The organism is Mycobacterium sp. FW102-FHT13B02, from assembly GCF_058790275.1.
Map to the genome: position 1 here is coordinate 116,320 of NZ_JBYTCM010000002.1, position 15,694 is coordinate 132,013.

16 protein-coding genes and 4 tRNA genes are annotated in these 15,694 nt (G+C 66.6%); 11 read left to right on the forward strand and 9 right to left on the reverse strand.

Annotation, left to right across the window (positions count from 1 at the left end; translation table 11 throughout):
* Positions 1-70: 70 nt before the first annotated feature.
* The 4 genes from AC3WTE_RS03410 to AC3WTE_RS03425 form a co-directional block, all read right to left on the reverse strand.
* The gene (locus AC3WTE_RS03410; RefSeq protein ID WP_492435670.1) at positions 71-2,140 is read right to left on the reverse strand and encodes an LCP family protein; all 2,070 of its coding nucleotides are present in this window, start codon (positions 2,138-2,140) and stop codon (positions 71-73) included.
* Between the two features lie 2 nt (positions 2,141-2,142).
* The gene (gene dusB / locus AC3WTE_RS03415; RefSeq protein ID WP_492436268.1) at positions 2,143-3,324 is read right to left on the reverse strand and encodes a tRNA dihydrouridine synthase DusB; all 1,182 of its coding nucleotides are present in this window, start codon (positions 3,322-3,324) and stop codon (positions 2,143-2,145) included.
* Entirely contained in the window at positions 3,312-4,313 is a 1,002-nt protein-coding gene (locus AC3WTE_RS03420) for an acyl-ACP desaturase (RefSeq protein WP_459368155.1), read from the reverse strand. The genes dusB and AC3WTE_RS03420 overlap by 13 nt, the downstream gene beginning before the upstream one ends.
* A 127-nt stretch (positions 4,314-4,440) precedes the next feature.
* A complete protein-coding gene (locus AC3WTE_RS03425; protein ID WP_492435672.1) occupies positions 4,441-5,028 on the reverse strand; it encodes a TetR/AcrR family transcriptional regulator in 588 nt (195 codons plus the stop codon).
* A 99-nt stretch (positions 5,029-5,127) separates the two neighbouring features.
* Here AC3WTE_RS03425 and AC3WTE_RS03430 point away from each other — a divergent pair, with 99 nt between their 5' ends.
* The 5 genes from AC3WTE_RS03430 (at position 5,128) to AC3WTE_RS03450 (ending at position 8,856) form a co-directional block, all read left to right on the forward strand.
* The gene (locus AC3WTE_RS03430) at positions 5,128-6,102 is read left to right on the forward strand and encodes an oxygenase MpaB family protein (protein WP_492435674.1); all 975 of its coding nucleotides are present in this window, start codon (positions 5,128-5,130) and stop codon (positions 6,100-6,102) included.
* 111 nt (positions 6,103-6,213) lie between these two features.
* Positions 6,214-6,579, forward strand: coding sequence for a group I truncated hemoglobin (locus AC3WTE_RS03435; protein WP_492435675.1), 366 nt, complete (start codon positions 6,214-6,216; stop codon positions 6,577-6,579).
* A gap of 73 nt (positions 6,580-6,652) precedes the next feature.
* Positions 6,653-7,789, forward strand: coding sequence for a serine/threonine-protein kinase (locus AC3WTE_RS03440; RefSeq protein ID WP_492435677.1), 1,137 nt, complete (start codon positions 6,653-6,655; stop codon positions 7,787-7,789).
* A gap of 69 nt (positions 7,790-7,858) precedes the next feature.
* Complete coding sequence (locus AC3WTE_RS03445; protein ID WP_492435679.1) at positions 7,859-8,200, forward strand: ArsR/SmtB family transcription factor; 342 nt, start codon at positions 7,859-7,861, stop codon at positions 8,198-8,200.
* Complete coding sequence (locus AC3WTE_RS03450) at positions 8,197-8,856, forward strand: cation efflux transmembrane domain-containing protein (RefSeq protein ID WP_492435681.1); 660 nt, start codon at positions 8,197-8,199, stop codon at positions 8,854-8,856. The genes AC3WTE_RS03445 and AC3WTE_RS03450 overlap by 4 nt, the downstream gene beginning before the upstream one ends.
* Positions 8,857-8,868: 12 nt before the next feature.
* On the opposite strand, the gene AC3WTE_RS03455 is transcribed toward AC3WTE_RS03450, so the two are convergent.
* Genes AC3WTE_RS03455 through AC3WTE_RS03465 form a run of 3 tightly spaced genes read right to left on the reverse strand, consistent with a single transcriptional unit; the run spans position 8,869 to position 12,347 of the window.
* Positions 8,869-10,521 carry an AMP-binding protein gene (locus AC3WTE_RS03455; protein WP_492435683.1) on the reverse strand — a complete coding sequence of 551 codons (1,653 nt, stop codon included), beginning with the start codon at positions 10,519-10,521 and terminating at the stop codon, positions 8,869-8,871.
* A 12-nt stretch (positions 10,522-10,533) separates the two neighbouring features.
* Positions 10,534-11,523 (reverse strand): SDR family NAD(P)-dependent oxidoreductase, encoded by a 990-nt coding sequence (locus tag AC3WTE_RS03460; protein WP_492435684.1) that lies wholly within the window; start codon positions 11,521-11,523, stop codon positions 10,534-10,536.
* A 32-nt stretch (positions 11,524-11,555) separates the two neighbouring features.
* A complete protein-coding gene (locus AC3WTE_RS03465; RefSeq protein WP_492435686.1) occupies positions 11,556-12,347 on the reverse strand; it encodes an SDR family NAD(P)-dependent oxidoreductase in 792 nt (263 codons plus the stop codon).
* Between the two features lie 80 nt (positions 12,348-12,427).
* Between AC3WTE_RS03465 and AC3WTE_RS03470 the strand changes: the two genes are divergently transcribed.
* The gene (locus tag AC3WTE_RS03470) at positions 12,428-13,150 is read left to right on the forward strand and encodes a MerR family transcriptional regulator (protein ID WP_492435687.1); all 723 of its coding nucleotides are present in this window, start codon (positions 12,428-12,430) and stop codon (positions 13,148-13,150) included.
* A gap of 9 nt (positions 13,151-13,159) precedes the next feature.
* Here the strand turns inward: AC3WTE_RS03470 and AC3WTE_RS03475 are convergent, their stop codons facing one another.
* Positions 13,160-13,615, reverse strand: coding sequence for a PaaI family thioesterase (locus AC3WTE_RS03475; protein ID WP_492435688.1), 456 nt, complete (start codon positions 13,613-13,615; stop codon positions 13,160-13,162).
* 42 nt (positions 13,616-13,657) lie between these two features.
* A tRNA-Lys gene (locus AC3WTE_RS03480) sits at positions 13,658-13,733 on the reverse strand.
* Positions 13,734-13,897: 164 nt separating this feature from the next.
* Here AC3WTE_RS03480 and AC3WTE_RS03485 point away from each other — a divergent pair.
* The 5 genes from AC3WTE_RS03485 (at position 13,898) to AC3WTE_RS03505 (ending at position 15,678) form a co-directional block, all read left to right on the forward strand.
* Positions 13,898-13,970, forward strand: a tRNA-Glu gene (locus tag AC3WTE_RS03485).
* 33 nt (positions 13,971-14,003) lie between these two features.
* Positions 14,004-14,080 (forward strand) — tRNA-Asp (locus AC3WTE_RS03490).
* A 50-nt stretch (positions 14,081-14,130) separates the two neighbouring features.
* A tRNA-Phe gene (locus AC3WTE_RS03495) sits at positions 14,131-14,207 on the forward strand.
* 114 nt (positions 14,208-14,321) lie between these two features.
* A complete protein-coding gene (locus AC3WTE_RS03500; protein ID WP_492435690.1) occupies positions 14,322-14,579 on the forward strand; it encodes a hypothetical protein in 258 nt (85 codons plus the stop codon).
* Between the two features lie 70 nt (positions 14,580-14,649).
* Positions 14,650-15,678: a hypothetical protein gene (locus tag AC3WTE_RS03505; protein ID WP_492435692.1), complete on the forward strand. Its 1,029-nt coding sequence runs from the start codon at positions 14,650-14,652 to the stop codon at positions 15,676-15,678.
* Positions 15,679-15,694 lie beyond the last annotated feature (16 nt).

A 15,694-nucleotide genomic window follows, 5' to 3' on the forward strand; every position in this document is an offset into this window, starting at 1 on the left:
GACTACTTTCTGGCCCCTGGACTTGCCGTGATCTGGCAATGAACGGCCGGTGAATGCGGCAGGTCGGATGCTATTTGCAGGTGGTGTCGGCCGCGTTGGTGACGCTGAGGTCCTCGGGCAGCTTGGTGGGTTCGCCGGACAGGCTGCCGTGCGTCACCCGCAGCTGTGCTGCCGAGCCGCTGGCAGCCGGGGTTCCGACGGTGGTGAAATCGGTCCCGAGCACCACCCGCACCACGTCTCCCAGGCCGGAAACCCGCTCGACGTGGGCGTTCGGCAACGACGACGCCACCGTCGCGGCGGCTTGTTCATGCCCGGCCGAGAAGAACACCGTCGTCCCCGTCACCTGGCCCTGGTAGTCGTCGGGGGAGGTGACGGTGAAGCCGTGCTGCTCGAGTTCCTTGGTCGCGGTCGCGGCCAGGCCGTCCTGGCCGGTCGAGTTGGACACCCGGACCGTCACCTGGCTCGGGTCGGTCGTCGTGGTGTTCACCTGTTCACCGTCCGACGAGGCCGGGCTCGGCGCGGCCGGGGTGGACGGAACCGGGGTGTTGTCGGAGTTGCGCTCCTCAGGCAGCGGGTCATCGTTGATGATCGCGTCGAACAGCGCGCGCATGTCCTGGACCCGCGGCGGCTCGTTGCCCTCGGAGTCGGTGACCCCGGTGGGCACTGTGACGAACGTGACGCGGCCGGCGCTGAGGCCCTGAATGGACTGGCCGAGCTGCACCAGGTCCTTGGTGGTGATGTTGTCGACTGTTGAGTCGTCGATGAAGAGGTTGACGACGTTGTTGAGTTTGCCGAGGTTGAAGAAGGTGTCCTTGGAGATCATCGACCGCAGCAGGGAGGACAGGAACATCTGCTGGCGCTTGATCCGGCCGTAGTCGCCGTTGACCTCGGTGGTGACCTGGCGGGCCCGGACGTACTGCAGCGCGGTGTGACCGTCGATGACCTGCCGGCCCGCATGATCCAGGACGGTGCCCAGCTCGTAGTCCTCGAGGGGTGTGGTGCTGCAGACCTCGACGCCGCCGACGGCGTCGACGAGCTTCGAGAAACCGGCGAAATCGACTGCCATGAACCGGTTTATCGACAGGCCGGAGAGTTTCTGAATCACCTTGACCAGGCACTTGGGGCCGCCGAAGGCGTACGCCGAGTTCAGTTTGGTCTCGGTGTAAACCTGGTCGGGGCCATAGCTTTTGGTGTCCTCGTCGTACAGGGGGCCGTAGCCGCCGGTCTTCGGGTCCCAGGCTTCGCACTGCGTCGGCTTGATGGCCAGGTCGCGCGGAAAAGACACGGCCACAACGCGTTTGCGGCTGGCCGGGATGTTCACCAGCATGATGGTGTCCGAGCGCGTGCCACCCGCGTCTGCGGTGGTACCGGCGCCCATGTCCGCGTTCTGGCCGTAGCGGCTGTCCACGCCGACGATCAGAAAGTTCTCGTCACCGAACTGCGCGTTGGGGTCGACGATGTCGCGGGAGTTGAGGTCCAGCGCCGAGACCTTGTTCATGTTGTTGTTCTTGACGTTCTGCCATTGCCAGGCGGCGCCGGTCATCGACAGCGCGATGACGGCAGCCAGCGCGACGATGATGCGACCCGCCACCGCGAACCGATGACGGGTGTGGTGATCGACGGGTGGCGGCGCATCGGCATGCGTCGGGCGCTCAGGGTTGTCGATGTAGTTCCGTACGTCGGTGCGCACCACGGCGCGCGGCCGCTCGGGTGGCGACACCGGCTCGTCCAGCGGGACCAGCGGCGCATCGAAAACCTCTGTGGCGGGCTCTGATTCGGGCCGACGCCGGGTGGTGCGCGCCCATTCCCCGGACGTCGGGGCAGGCGGTGGGCTGATGGGCGCGGGCCACCGTGACTCCGGGGCCTTGGGTTGCGCAGCGGCCTTCGGTAGCGCGGGTGCCTCGATGGCCTGCGCCGACGGCACCGAGCCGCCCGAGAGGCGGGCGATGAGTTCTGCGACCGTGACACCGCCGCCGCCGTGGCTGCCGGTGACCTCGTCGTTCGGTTGGCCCTGTAGACCGGCCCGTTCCCACGGCGCCCGGACCGGGCCCGAGGCCCGCGTCGTACGCGTTACCCAGGGGCTGTCGCCGGCAGCATCGCCGTCACCCTCACCGGGGGTGGTCCGGTCGCGGTCGCTCACGGTTACCCGCCGGAGTTGACCATGTCGGCGCCGAACGGCACCGTGCAGTCGTCGGGATCATCGAGCCAACCTTCGGGCAGTACTACGGAACCCGGCGACCCCTGCCGGCCCCGCGGGCCCTCCGCGCAATCCGGGAACGCTACGTCCGAATCCAGTTGCGTGAGAAGTTCGTCCAGCTCGGCCAGGGTCTTCACCAGGGCCAGCGCGCGGCGCAGGTCGGCGCCGGCGGGCAGGCCGTGCAGGTACCAGGCGACGTGCTTGCGGATGTCACGCATGCCTTTGTCCTCGCCGAAGTGATCGGCGAGCAACTGGCCGTGACGGCGGATGATGTTCGCGATCTCGCCGAGGGTAGGCGGTGTGGGCCGTGGCTGCCCGTTGAAGGCCGCCGACAGTTCGGCGAACAGCCATGGCCGGCCCAGGCAGCCGCGGCCGATGACGACGCCATCGCAGCCCGTCTCGGCCATCATCCGCAGCGCGTCGTTGGCATCGAAGATGTCGCCGTTGCCGAGCACCGGGACGCTGGTGACATGGGCCTTCAGCGCGGCGATCTGGTCCCAGTCCGCCGAGCCGGAGTAGCGCTGCGCGGCAGTGCGGGCGTGCAGCGCTACGGCAGCGGCACCTTCCTCGGCGGCGATCCGGCCGGCATCGAGGTGGGTGTGGTGGGCGTCGTCGATCCCGACCCGGAACTTCACGGTGACCGGAATATCAGTGTTTTCGGTGGCGCGCACGGCCGCCGCGACGATCTGGCCGAACAGCTTGCGCTTGTAGGGCAACGCCGAGCCGCCGCCGCGGCGCGTGACCTTGGGCACCGGGCAGCCGAAGTTCATGTCGATGTGGTCGGCCATGTTCTCGTCGACGATCATCTTGGCCGCAGCGTACGTGGTAGCCGGGTCGACCGTATAGAGCTGCAGGGAGCGGGGCGATTCCTCGGGCGCGAACGTCGTCATGTGCATGGTGGCGGCGTTCCGCTCGACCAGTGCCCGCGCGGTGACCATCTCGCAGACGTACAGGCCGCTCACCGTGCCCACCCGGGCCAGCTCCTGCTCGCGGCACAAGGTCCGGAAAGCGACGTTCGTCACACCCGCCATGGGCGCGAGGACGACCGGGGAGCGCAACGAGATCGGCCCGATCTGTAGAGATCGGGCCGACTGCGTGGCGTCTCGTTCCGGACTTACGACGCTGATGTTGACACCAGAAGGTTCTTCATGGCCTTCTTCTCGGCCATCTTCCGCTCACGTTCGAGGCGACGCTCCTTGGCGACCTCGAACTTCTCGCAGGTTTCCTCGAGCTCATTGATCAGGAGACCCAGGTCGTCACGTAGCCGCGCGCCCTCACCGGTGAAGTCCTCGCGCTCGAAGATGCGCCACTTCTTGAGGATCGGCATGACCACATCATCCAGGTGGATGCGCGGGTCGTACACGCCACCGACAGCGATGACCACGGCTTTGCGGCGGAAATCGGGCACGGTGTACCCGGGCATTCTGAAGTTCTTGATCACCCGGTGCAGCGACGCCATCGCCTGGTTGGGGTTGATGTCCAGACCGGCGGCGGAGATGTCGCGGTAGAAGATCATGTGCAGGTTCTCGTCACCCGAGATGCGCTGCAGCAGCTGGTCGGCGACGGGCTCGTCGCAGGCCTTGCCGGTGTTGCGGTGCGAGACACGGGTGGCCAGCTCCTGGAACGACACGTAGATGACCGAGTCGAACAGGCTCTCGGCGAACAGGTCGCCCTGCAGGTTCTGGCCGGGCGAGAAGCCGCGGGTGACCTGCTCGACACGCAGTTCCTCCAACTGGACCGGGTCGCAGTTGCGGGTGACAACCAGGTAGTCGCGTAGGGCGATGCCGTGCCGGTTCTCCTCGGCGGTCCAGCGGTTGACCCAGAAGCCCCACGCACCGTCCATGCCCATGTTCATCGCGATCTCGCGGTGGTAGGACGGCAGGTTGTCCTCGGTCAGCAGGTTCTGGACCATGGCGGTCTGCGCGACCTCGGAGAGCTTGGCCTGCTCCGGGTCCCAGTCCTGACCGCCGAGAGCGTAGTAGTTCTTGCCCTCTTTCCACGGGATGTAGTCGTGGGGGTTCCAGTCCTTGCGCATCTTCATATGGCGGTCGATGAGCGTCTCGACCACCGGCTCAAGCTCGTGCAGGAGCTGTAGGTCGGTGTAGTCGGCTGTCATGGCGCCTCCCGATGTATCTGTACCTGTTGGTAGCATTCAGAGTATCTGTGTCGGATAGTGACATCAAGTTGCTGTGACTCAAGTCCGATCGGTGATTCTGAACTGTGATGTCGCGATTTCTTACGTGTTACCGATGCGACGGCACCCGGCTGATCAGCATGTCGACGCAATAGTCGACGAATTGTTCTCGCGTGACCGGCAGCTTGCCGTTCAGATATCCGGTGAACAACGCGGTGAGGGCGCCGATCAGGCTGGTGGCTTCCAGGGCGCGCCGGGCGGGGTCGTCGTCCGGGAACATCTTGTGCTGCAGCAGCTCGATGAAACTCGGCATCCAGTCGGCGCCCGACCGGGTGAGAACCGGCTCCTGGGCCGGGGCGATCAGCAGGACGCGGCCGCGGGTCGGATCGTCGACCATCATCGTGACGAATCGCTCGACGGCGTCGCGCGGGCTTTGCGATGAGGTCAGCGCCGCCATGGCGGTGGTGCACACTTCGTCGTACACGGCGCGGACGAAATCGTCGCGGTCGGTAAAGCTTTCGTAGAAGTAGCGCTCGGTCAGGCCCGCGCTGCGGCACACCGCGCGGACGGTGGCCGCCGGGCCGGCGGAATGGCCGAGCGCGGCGATGCCGGCGTCGATGAGCGCCTCGCGGCGCCGCGTCGGGCGGTCCGCCAGGGGGACGGTGGACCAGCGGCCCTGTCGTTGACCGGAAGGCACGTGACTCCTAGGCTATGGCTGACAACGCGTGTAGTCAGGATACCCGCTGACATCCAGGAAAGAATGCCGGTGACTCAAAATACTTCCGACACATGCCCCATGACCAGCGACTCTGTGCCCGCGGCTGCCGGCTGCCCGGCTTCGCCTGGCGGCTATGACGCGGTCCCGCTGGGGCCGGACTCGCTGACGTGGAAGTACTTCGGCCAATGGACCGGGCTGTTCCAGGGCACCTGGGCGGGCTCCATGCAGAACATGCATCCGCAGCTCGGCGCGGCGGTGGAGGAGCATTCGATCTTCTTCATGGAGCGCATTCCGCGGCTGCTCCGGTCGATCTATCCGATCGGCGGCGTGGTGTTCGACGGTGACCGCGCGCCCCAGACCGGGGCCGAGGTGCGTGACTATCACATCGGGATCAAGGGCGTCGACAAGCAGGGACGCCGCTACAGCGCGCTGAACCCCGACGTCTTCTACTGGGCGCACGCGACGTTCTTCAAATCCACCCTGCTGGCGGCGGAGAAGTTCGGCGGCGGCATCTCCGAAGCGGACAAACGACAGCTGTTCGACGAGCATGTCACCTGGTACCGCATGTACGGCATGAGCATGCGGCCGGTGCCGAAAACCTGGGAGGACTTCCAGGTCTACTGGGATCACATGTGCCGCAACGTGTTGGAGAACAACTATGCGGCGCGCGAGGTCATGGATTTGTCGACCATGCCCAAGCACCCTTCACTGCAATGGATTCCGGATTGGTTGTGGGCCCAGAACCTCAAGGTGATGCAGCGCTTCCTCACGTTCATGACGGTGGCGCTGTATGACCCGCCGGTGCGGGATCTGATGGGGTACTCCTGGTCTGCCCGTCAGCAGTGGGTGCATGACCGGCTGTGTGAGGTGATCACCCTGGTCTCGAAGTACGGCCCGAAGCGCAGACTGATGCATCCGCGTAAGCGATCGGCGATGGACCGCGCGACCGGTCGGCTGCCTGCCGATTCGCCGCTGGTGCAGACCCCGGCGCGGAACCTGCCGCCTCTCGAATATCGGGGCCAGCCGCAGTTCTACTGCCCAAAGGTCGACTGAGCCAGGCGTTTTGCGGTACTCGCAGTAATTCGAGGGGTCTGTGAGATCGAATTAGCCGCTGGGTCACGGTCGAGCAATAGGTAGGCAACACGGCCGGTGTTTTCTCGGTGCATGACGAGCATCTATGAGCAGATCGGAGGGGCCGAAGCACTCGAACAGGTGGTGGCGGACTTCTACGAGCGGGTGCTGGCCGATGCCGAACTCGCCGGCTTCTTCGCCGGCGCCAACATGTCACGGCTCAAAGGCCGGCAGGTGGAATTCTTCGCCGCTGCACTGGGCGGGCCACAGCCCTACACCGGAGCGTCCATGCGCGACATCCACCGCGGCCGCGGAATCACCATGCGGCACTTCAATCTGGTGGCCGGGTATCTGAGTGAGAGCCTGGCCGCGGCGGGCGTGCCGGCGCGGACGGTGCAGCAGATCATGGCAGTGATCGGGCCACTGGCCACCGACATCGCCACCGCCAAGAGCGCCTGAGGACGCCGCCGCAGGCCGACTGTCGGCTGAACTCGGCGGGTCGGCCGAGGGGGATTCGGGCTAGCGTGGGGTTATGCCTCACCCCGGTGTTCTTGCCGACCGCTACCAGTTGCGGGGGACGCTGGGGCACGGCGGTATGGCGGAAGTCCGCGACGCCTGGGACGTCCAGCTGCAGCGTCCTGTAGCCGTCAAACTGCTGCACGCGCCGCTGAGTGCACAGCCGGATTTCCGGCGCCGTTTCGAGATCGAGGCGCGCGCTGCGGCGGGCCTGAACCATCCGCACGTCGTCGCGGTACACGACTACGGCGAGCAGGACGGCACGCCGTACATCGTCATGGAGCGGCTGCCGGGACGCACGTTGGCGGATGCGATCGCCGCGGGTCCGCTATCCCCGCAGCAGGTCCGGTCAGTGCTCGACGATGTGCTCTCGGCGCTCGCGGTGGCCCATGCGGCCGGCGTTCTGCACCGGGACATCAAGCCCGGGAACATCCTGTTGGCCGATTCCGGATCGGCGAAGATCGCCGACTTCGGCATTGCCAAGAGCGCCGAATCGAGCCACACCATCGCCGGCCAGATCGTGGGGACGATGGGCTACCTCAGCGCCGAGAGGCTGTCGGGGCAACCGGCGACCGTCGCGGATGATCTCTACGCTGTCGGCGTCGTGGCGTACCAGGCCCTCACCGGCCGGCCGCCCTTTCCGCAGGACAATCTGGTTGCGCTCGCCCGCGCGGTTTCCGAGGGGCATCCGGTGCCGCTCAGCGTGTTGCGGCCGGATGTCGACCCGGCACTGGTGAGTGTTGTCGAACGGTCGATGGCCCGCGACCACCGCTGGCGGTTCGCCGGCGCTGACGAGATGCGCGCGGCCCTGCATGGCGCGGTTCCGGTGGGGCGGCCGCCGACGTTGGTGCTCGGCAACCCGCTACCCGATCCGGTGACCACACCGCTCTTGGTCAGCGGCCCGCGGCGCCGGTCGCGGATCCTGTTGTGGGCCATGGCAGCTCTGGTGGCCGCGGTGACGGTGATCGCCGTGATCGTCGATGCCGCATCGCGACCCGCGACGCCGGCGCCGGTCGGGACCAGCACGCCAGGTTCGATACCGACCTCCACGCCGGTTCCGGTATCGACGCCGCCGCCGGTTGACAATGCCCCGCCGCCCAACGGTCAGGGCAAAGGCAAGGGCCACAACAAGCCCGGGCGCCATGGCGATTGACGGCAGCGCCGAGTGATCGGCCTTTGATACATCCATTTCTGGATACATGGGAAGATGTATTGTTTGTGCATGGCGACGCTGCAGCACATCGATGCGTTGGCGCGGTTCGGTCGTGCTCTGTCCGACCCGACGCGCACGCGAATTCTGTTGAGCCTGAATCGGACTCCCGGCTATCCGTCAGATCTGGCCGATCAGCTGGGAGTCTCCCGGCAGATTCTCTCCAATCACCTGACCTGCCTGCGGGGCTGCGGCCTGGTGGTGGCGGTCGCCGAAGGTCGCCGGATGCGATACGAACTGGCGGACAGCCGAATTGGCCGCGCGCTGGGCGACCTCATGGGGCTGGTCCTGGCGGTGGATCCCGACTGCGTGTGCGTCGGCGCCGACGGTGAGCCCTGCGGGTGCGACCGATGACGCTATCCGACGCGCGCCGCAGTATGTTGGCGCGCCGCATCAGGTGGCTGGTCGGGGCGACGATCTCCTACAACGTCATCGAGGCCGTCGTCGCGCTGTCGGAAGGCACTCGGGTGTCATCGGCGGCGCTGGTCGGCTTCGGTCTGGATTCGGTGATCGAAGTGTCCTCGGCGGCTGCGGTCGCCTGGCAGTTCGCGGGCACAGACCCCGAAGCGCGCGAGAAGACCGCACTGCGCATCATCGCGTTCTCGTTCTTCGCGCTGGCGGGGTACGTCGCCGTCGACGCGATCCGCGGGTTGCTCGGATTCGGTGAAGCCCGGCACTCGACCATCGGCATCATCCTCGCGACGGTGAGCCTGGTCGTGATGCCGGTGTTGTCGTACGCACAGCGCCGAGCCGGCCGCGAGCTCGGATCCCGCTCGGCGGTCGCCGATTCCAAGCAGACGCTGCTGTGCACCTACCTATCGGCTGTGCTGCTGGTCGGCCTGGTGGTGAACTCCGTCCTCGGCTGGGCGTGGGCCGACCCGATCGCCGCACTGGTGATCGCGGGCGTCGCAGTGAAGGAAGGCATCGACGCGTGGCGAGGTGACGCCTGTTGCGCGCCGGCCATGGCCGACCCCGGTGCAGCGTCCGGCGGATGTGGGTGTGGTGACTGACGGCCGCGCCGCTCAGTCCGTCCGGGCGGCCAAATCCCGCTTGAGCACCTTGCCGGTGGGGTTGCGCGGTAGCTCGTCGAGGAACACCACCTCGCGGGGCACCTTGTAGCGGGCCAGGTTGTTCTTGACGAACTCCTTGATCTCCGACTCTGACACGCTGGTGCCCGCGGCGGTGACCACGAAGGCGCGCAGGCGTTTTCCGAATTCCTCGTCGTTGACGCCGATGGCAGAGGCTTCCACGATGGCCGGGTGGGTGGCGAGCAGTTCCTCGACCTCGACCGGGAACACGTTCTCCCCGCCGGAGACGATCATGTCGTCGTCCCGGCCGTCGATGTACAACCGGCCCTTGTCGTCGAAGTGCCCGACGTCGCCGCTCGCCATCAACCCGTCGATGAACTCCTTGGAGCCACCACCGGTGTAACCTTCGAATTGTGTTGCCGCGCCGACGAATATCCGGCCTGTTCCAGGCGACCGGACCTCGTGGCCGGTGTCGTCGAAGATCTTGATCCGGCAGCCGAGCATCGGCGTGCCGACCGACGTCGGGGCCTCGCGGATATCGGCCGGTGTGGCCATGGTCGCCAGTGCGACTTCGGTTGAGCCGTAGAGGTTGTAGACCACCTCACCGAGCAGGTCCTGCGCTGCGGTGGCGACGGCGGCCGGCAGCTGGGATCCGGCGCAGAAGATGGCGCGCAGGCTCGAGGTGTCGTAGCTGCCGACCGTGTTCTCGCCGAGCCCGAGCACGCGCTGCAGCATGACTGGAACGACGCACACGGTGGTGGCCTTGTGCTTCTCGATGTCCGCCAACAGCTGCTCTGGCTCAAACTTGCGGCGCAGCACCAACTTCGAGCCCAGGGCGATGGTCATGATGGCAATCAGCAGTCCGGTGCCGTGGAACAGCGGTGGCCCCATGATGGTGGCTTCGCGAGCGCGCATCGGCAACCGCTCCAACAGACCGCCCGGCAGGATGAAGCTGCGCGGCTCCGCGCGCGGTGCGCCCTTGGGTGTGCCCGTCGTCCCGCTCGTGAGCAGGATGATCTTCCCGGGCTTCGCCGGTGCCGGCGGTGCCTTCGATGACGCGTCGGCCGCGAGGGTGTCGAGATCGTCGGTGGCGCTGTCGATGTCGGTGACGAATCTGCCATGCCTGGCCTCGATGTCGGCGACCAGATCGGTGAACTCGACGTCGTGTACCAGCAGGTCGACGCCTTCGCGGTTCGCGACCTCCGCCGCCTGGCGGGCCGAGAACGCGGTGTTCAGCCATACCGCGTTGACCCCGGCGCGGGACGCGGCGAACGCCACGATCAGGGGTCCGCGGTGGTTGCGACAGAGAATGCCGACAGTGTCGCCCGGAGCCAGCCGTTGCCGGAATGCGTTGGCAATCCGGTCGACTGCCTCATCGAACTCGGCGTAGGTCAGTTCGCCGCGTTCGTCGGCGATCGCGGGATACGCACCATGGCGGATCGCGGCGATGCGCGGCGCGGCGCCGAACGGACCGTACGTGGCCAGCGCCTGCAGGACTTGCACCAACCGGTGCGGCAGGTCGACGCCGATGGCGCCGGCTCGCACCAGTGCCGCAAGGGCGCGGGCTTCGAGGCCGGCCCGCCGGGCCGGCTCGGCAAGCAGTGAGTTCAGGTCCATCGTCTTCCCGTCGCTTCGCTCGCCCCGCATGAAGTTCCTCTTCTATTCGACCACAACGGGTTCGGCTGCTTCTTCGGCTGTTGCGTGCGCAGCGGCCGAATCGCCGAACATCGAGTAGACCTTGTTCCGTACCAGGTCGAACGGCCGGGGGCTGAGCGCGTCGGTGAGGGCGGTCAGTTGTCCGGATGGCGGACTCAGCCGGCGCGGGCGGTGCATGATCGCGTCGCACAGCGTGCTCGCGGCCTGCTCGGGCGTGAGGGTGGGGAAGCGGTCGTACATCTTGGTCGGGGCGATCATCGCGGTCCGCACCAGCGGCATGTGCACCGTGGTGAAGGTGACGTTGTTCGACACCGTCTCACCTTGCAACGTGTCGCACAGTCCGTCCAGTGCCGACTTGCTGGCGATGTAGGCGCCGAAGCGCGGCAGCTTGGTCTGCACGCCGATCGAGGACACGTTGATGATGTGCCCGAAGCCGCGCTCGCGCATGCCCGGCGTGAACTTCAGGATCAGCTGGACCGGGGCGAAGTAGTTCAGCTGCATGGTCCGCTGGTAGTCGTGCATCCGGTCGTGCGACAGCTCCAGCGAGCGGCGGATGGAGCGGCCGGCGTTGTTGATGAGGATGTCGACGCGGCCCAGGTCGGCCAGCACCTGGTCGGCCATGTCGCCGATGGCGTCGAGGTCGCTCAGATCGCAGGGGTACACGTGCGCGGTGCCGCCGTCGGCGCGGATGTCGTTGGCCACACGCTCCAGGTTCTCCCGGGTGCGGGCCACCAGCACGACCTCGCCGCCGGCCGCGCCGATGCGGCGCGCGGTGGTCTCGCCGATGCCCGCCGAGGCGCCGGTGATCACCACGATCTTGCCCGCGACGGCGTCTTCGAGGGTGTAGCCGGTGAGGGCGTCGACCACGGTCTGCAGGTAGATCGGACGGGTCTTGATGGGGGTGTTCATGAGGCTGGCAAAGGCCGCCAGCGGCTTGGCGGTGACGGCGGCGACGGGCTTGGTCGCCAGTGCGGTGAGGTCGGAGAGGTTCACGGCAGAGGTTCCTTCTTGAGTGTGGTCGGTGGTCAGCCCAGGGCCTTGCGGGCCAGGCGCAGGGCCGGCAGCAGCAGGGCGTGGGGGGTGATGGAGCCGGTGATGGCCATGAGTTTCACGATCGCGCCGGGCACGATCTGCCGGGCGCCGGCCTGCATGCCGTCGACGGCCTGGGTGGCGACGTCGGCGGGGGAGACCTGCGCGGGGCGCAGGCTGAATTCGTGTGCCGAGGCGACTTCGGCCCATTCGGTGGGGACCGGCCCGGGGCACAACGAGGTGCAGGAGACGCCGGTGCCGCGCAGCTCTTCGTGGACGGCCTCCGAGAATGAGTTGACGAACGCCTTGGACGCGCCGTAGGTCGCCATGGACGGCATGGGCTGGAATGCCACGACGGAGGCGACGTTGAGGACGGCACCGGCGCCGCGCTCGACCATGCCCGGTAGGACGGCGTGGGTGAGTTCTTGCACCGCAACAACATTGACCTCGACCTGCTCGCGCTCGCGGTCCATGGGCAGGGTGTGGAAGGCGCCGCTGGTGCCGAAACCCGCATTGTTGATGAGGCCGGCGACTGGCCGGGTGCGCAGTTCCTCGATCAGCGTCTGGCGCTGCGCGGCGTCAGCGAGATCGCACGGGCGCACCGTCACGCCGACGCCGTGCTCGGCGCGCAGTTCGTCGGCCAGGGCGTCGAGCCGGTCCTGGCGACGTGCGACCAGAAAGAGGTGGTAGCCGCGGGCGGCGAGCACCCGGGCGAATTCGGTTCCGATTCCGGACGAGGCGCCAGTGATGACGACCTCGGTGGTGCCAGAGGGCTTCGGCAGGGTCATGTGGCTCTCATTTCATGTTGACGTGCGACTGTGCCAGTAACACTGGCACAGTCGTGATGTTGGTGTCTATACTTCGTGGAATGGCAGATGTCACAGTCGAGGAATTCACCATCGACGAACTGGCCGCACGCACCGGCACGACGGTGCGCACCATCCGCTTCTACAACGAGAGCGGGCTGCTGCCGCCGGCCGAGCGGCGCGGACGCCTGGCGTATTACGGTGCGGCGCATCGCATTCGGCTCGAGTTGGTGCAGCAGCTGCAGCAGCACGGCTACACCCTGGCGGCCATCACCAAGGTGCTCGCGCGGCTGCCGGAAGGCGCGACCGCCCACGACCTCGCGGTGCGTGCGGCACTTCTCACACCATGGAGCCCGGCGGACGACGAGACCGTCGACCTACGGGAACTCGAACAACGCGCCGGTCTGTCGTTGGATGCCCGGGCCCTCGAGACCCTCGAAGCGCTCGGCGCCATCCGGCGTCTGGATGACGGCACGTTCAGCGTCCGGCAGTCGGTGCTGGGCGCGGCCATGAACCTGCGCGACACCAATGTGCCGGCCGACGACATCCGACGCCTGGCCGGCGTCGTCGACAAGCACATCGACGCCCTCGCCAATGAGGTGACCGACGTCGTCTTCAGCCGGATTCAGGAGGCCGATGACCCCAACGTGTACCTCGCGCGGATCGCCAAGGTGGTGCCGAATCTGCGGCCACTGGCGGCGCAGATGATGGCCGACCGGTTCACCGCCGCGATCAGTCAGGCGGTGCAGGAGCGCGTGGCGGAGCTGGAGATGCCGGCTAAATAAGCCCGGCGGCTACTTTCGGCGCAGCTGGCAGGTGGCCCTGGTGGTGGCGACGACGGTTCCTTCGGCGTCGGTCACGACCGCCTCCACGATGTACTCGGACTTGCCGTTCTGTGCGGCCTCGGACTCGATCCGGGCAATGTCGTCGTCGCTCAACTCGGCTTGCGCCCGCACATCGGATTTCGCCGGTGCCTTGTATTGAATCGACATGTCCTTGACCAGCGGATAGAACTGGCTCTGATCGAATGCGATGAGGGCCAGAATCCCGCCGAGCACTTCAGCGACGGTGAACAGCACACCGGCGTACATCACGCCAAAGTGGTTGCCGTTACCCGCGATTGGTGCCGTGGTGGCGGCGAACCCGCGGAGCACCTCGACGATTCTGACGCCCAGCCCGTGGGCGGACGGGATGGTGGTCGCGAACATCGAGTTCATGAACTCGAGCTGGGCCGCTTCGGTGTTCGTCACGCCGCAAGACTATCCACCGCAGCCGCCGGTTTCGCAGGCTTCTGGTGCCCCCACCAGGGCTCGAACCTGGGACCTGCGGATTAAAAGTCCGTAGCTCTACCGACTGAGCTATAGGGGCGTCGGACACAGGATACTGCGTCCCGTGCGGCGGCCTCGCCGGGTAGGTGGTTGAGCGGGGGTTGGTGGCCTGTAGTGCCGATTTGGGTCGTGGGGCTGTCGTGCCCTAAGCTATCGAAGCTCCCAACGGAAACGTTGAGAGTGCCCCCGAAGAGATTCGGATTGGCCCCCATCGTTTAGTGGCCTAGGACGCCGCCCTTTCACGGCGGTAGCACGGGTTCGAATCCCGTTGGGGGTACGCAACGCGAAAGCGAAGCAACGCAGTATGTAAGGCCCTGTGGCGCAGTTGGTTAGCGCGCCGCCCTGTCACGGCGGAGGTCGCGGGTTCGAGTCCCGTCAGGGTCGCCACCTCGGCGAAGCCGAGCAGTCGCTATTGCGGCGAGGCATTCGTGCCTTCCGGCCAGGTAGCTTAGTTGGTACGAGCGTCCGCCTGAAAAGCGGAAGGTCGCCGGTTCGATCCCGGCCCTGGCCACCATCAAGCCCCGCAGGTGACTGCGGGCTTTTTTGTTTTACCGGGCCACCGTCGACTCTGGCCGCAACCACACCGCAGGGCTATGTTGGCCATTGAACGGGTGAAAGCGTGGCGATGATGGCCGGTCTCCTTCGGATGGGCACGTACCTGGCGGTATGCGGGGCGCTGCTGATTGGCATTTCGCCGGCCGCGGCGGCCGACGCTGCTCTCGACCCGACCGGGAACCGCTCGGGTGGACCGGTACCGACCATCAACGGTGTCCCATGTGTCGCCGGCAACCTGGGCGTTTGCCTCAGTTTTCAGCAGAACCAACCACCCATGGGGACGTCGGCGCCGCAGTCCGGTGTGGGGCACAGTCCGACGGTGCGTCGCTGAGTGTCGAGGTGCTCAGCACTGGCCGAACGGAAACCGCGGCCGATGAGTTCACCTGGGTAAGGTCCTGGCAATGACCAATTTCCCTGAGTCGGCCGACAGTCTTGAGCCGCAGCTCGAACCGGTCGCCGCCCGTCTGCTCGATGCACAGGTGGCATTCGCCATGCAGCAGCTGCGAGGCGAGAACTACCACAGCCTGGTGCTCGACGAGATCGAGCATGCCCTGATGGAAGCGTCGGAGATCACGCTGGCAGAGGCGGTGACGCCCACGATGATCAAGAACGTTGCCGCGAAGTACGCCGTGCAGGTACCGGTGGAGGGCGGCATCGCGGAACTGGTCAGTGAGATTGCCGTCCGGCTGTTGCAGCTGACCGCGGCCTCGGACACCAACTTCGGCGACGTCATCGACGGGCGGCGTTTCAGTGAGCTCAGCGCGATGGTGGTCGAGATGGGGGTCACCCAGCGGGTGCTCGAACGCATGCTGAGCAGTGAGGCGTTCGCCGAATTCTGTGTGACGCTGGTTCAGCACTCGCTCGCGGAATCTGTCACGCAGGGTGGCAGGTCACTGGCCCGCGGCCGGCTGGGCCGCATCGTCGGCGGACTTGGCGCACGTATGCCACAGGGGCCGGTCGAACGGTTGGAGCTGCGTGCCGAGGACCTGGCGCGCCGGGGCGCCCGCTTTCTCCTGGCTCACACCCATGCGGATGAAAACGCGCTTGCCGATGCGATCAACGAGCTGTGGCGCAGCAACCTGGACAGTCCACTGTCGTCGGCGGTTTCGATGATTTCCGCCGCCGACGTCGAAGACGCGGTGGTGCCGATCTATGAGTTCTGGCGCACCTTCCGAGACACCGACTACTTCCGGGCCCTTCTCGATGAGGGCATCGACCACGTCTTCGAGAAGTACGGCGACGTCAGCCTTTACGATCTGCTGCTCGATCTCGGCGTGGGGCGTGAGGACATGATCGAGGAAGCCCTGCGCTTCGGCCCCCCGGTGATCGCCTTGCTCGACGAGCGGGGCTATCTGGAGTCGGTGTTGCGGCGTCGCCTCATCCCGTTCTACATCTCTGATGAGTTCCGGGAGGCCTTGGTGGGAAGCTGAGTCCCGTTTGGCTCCG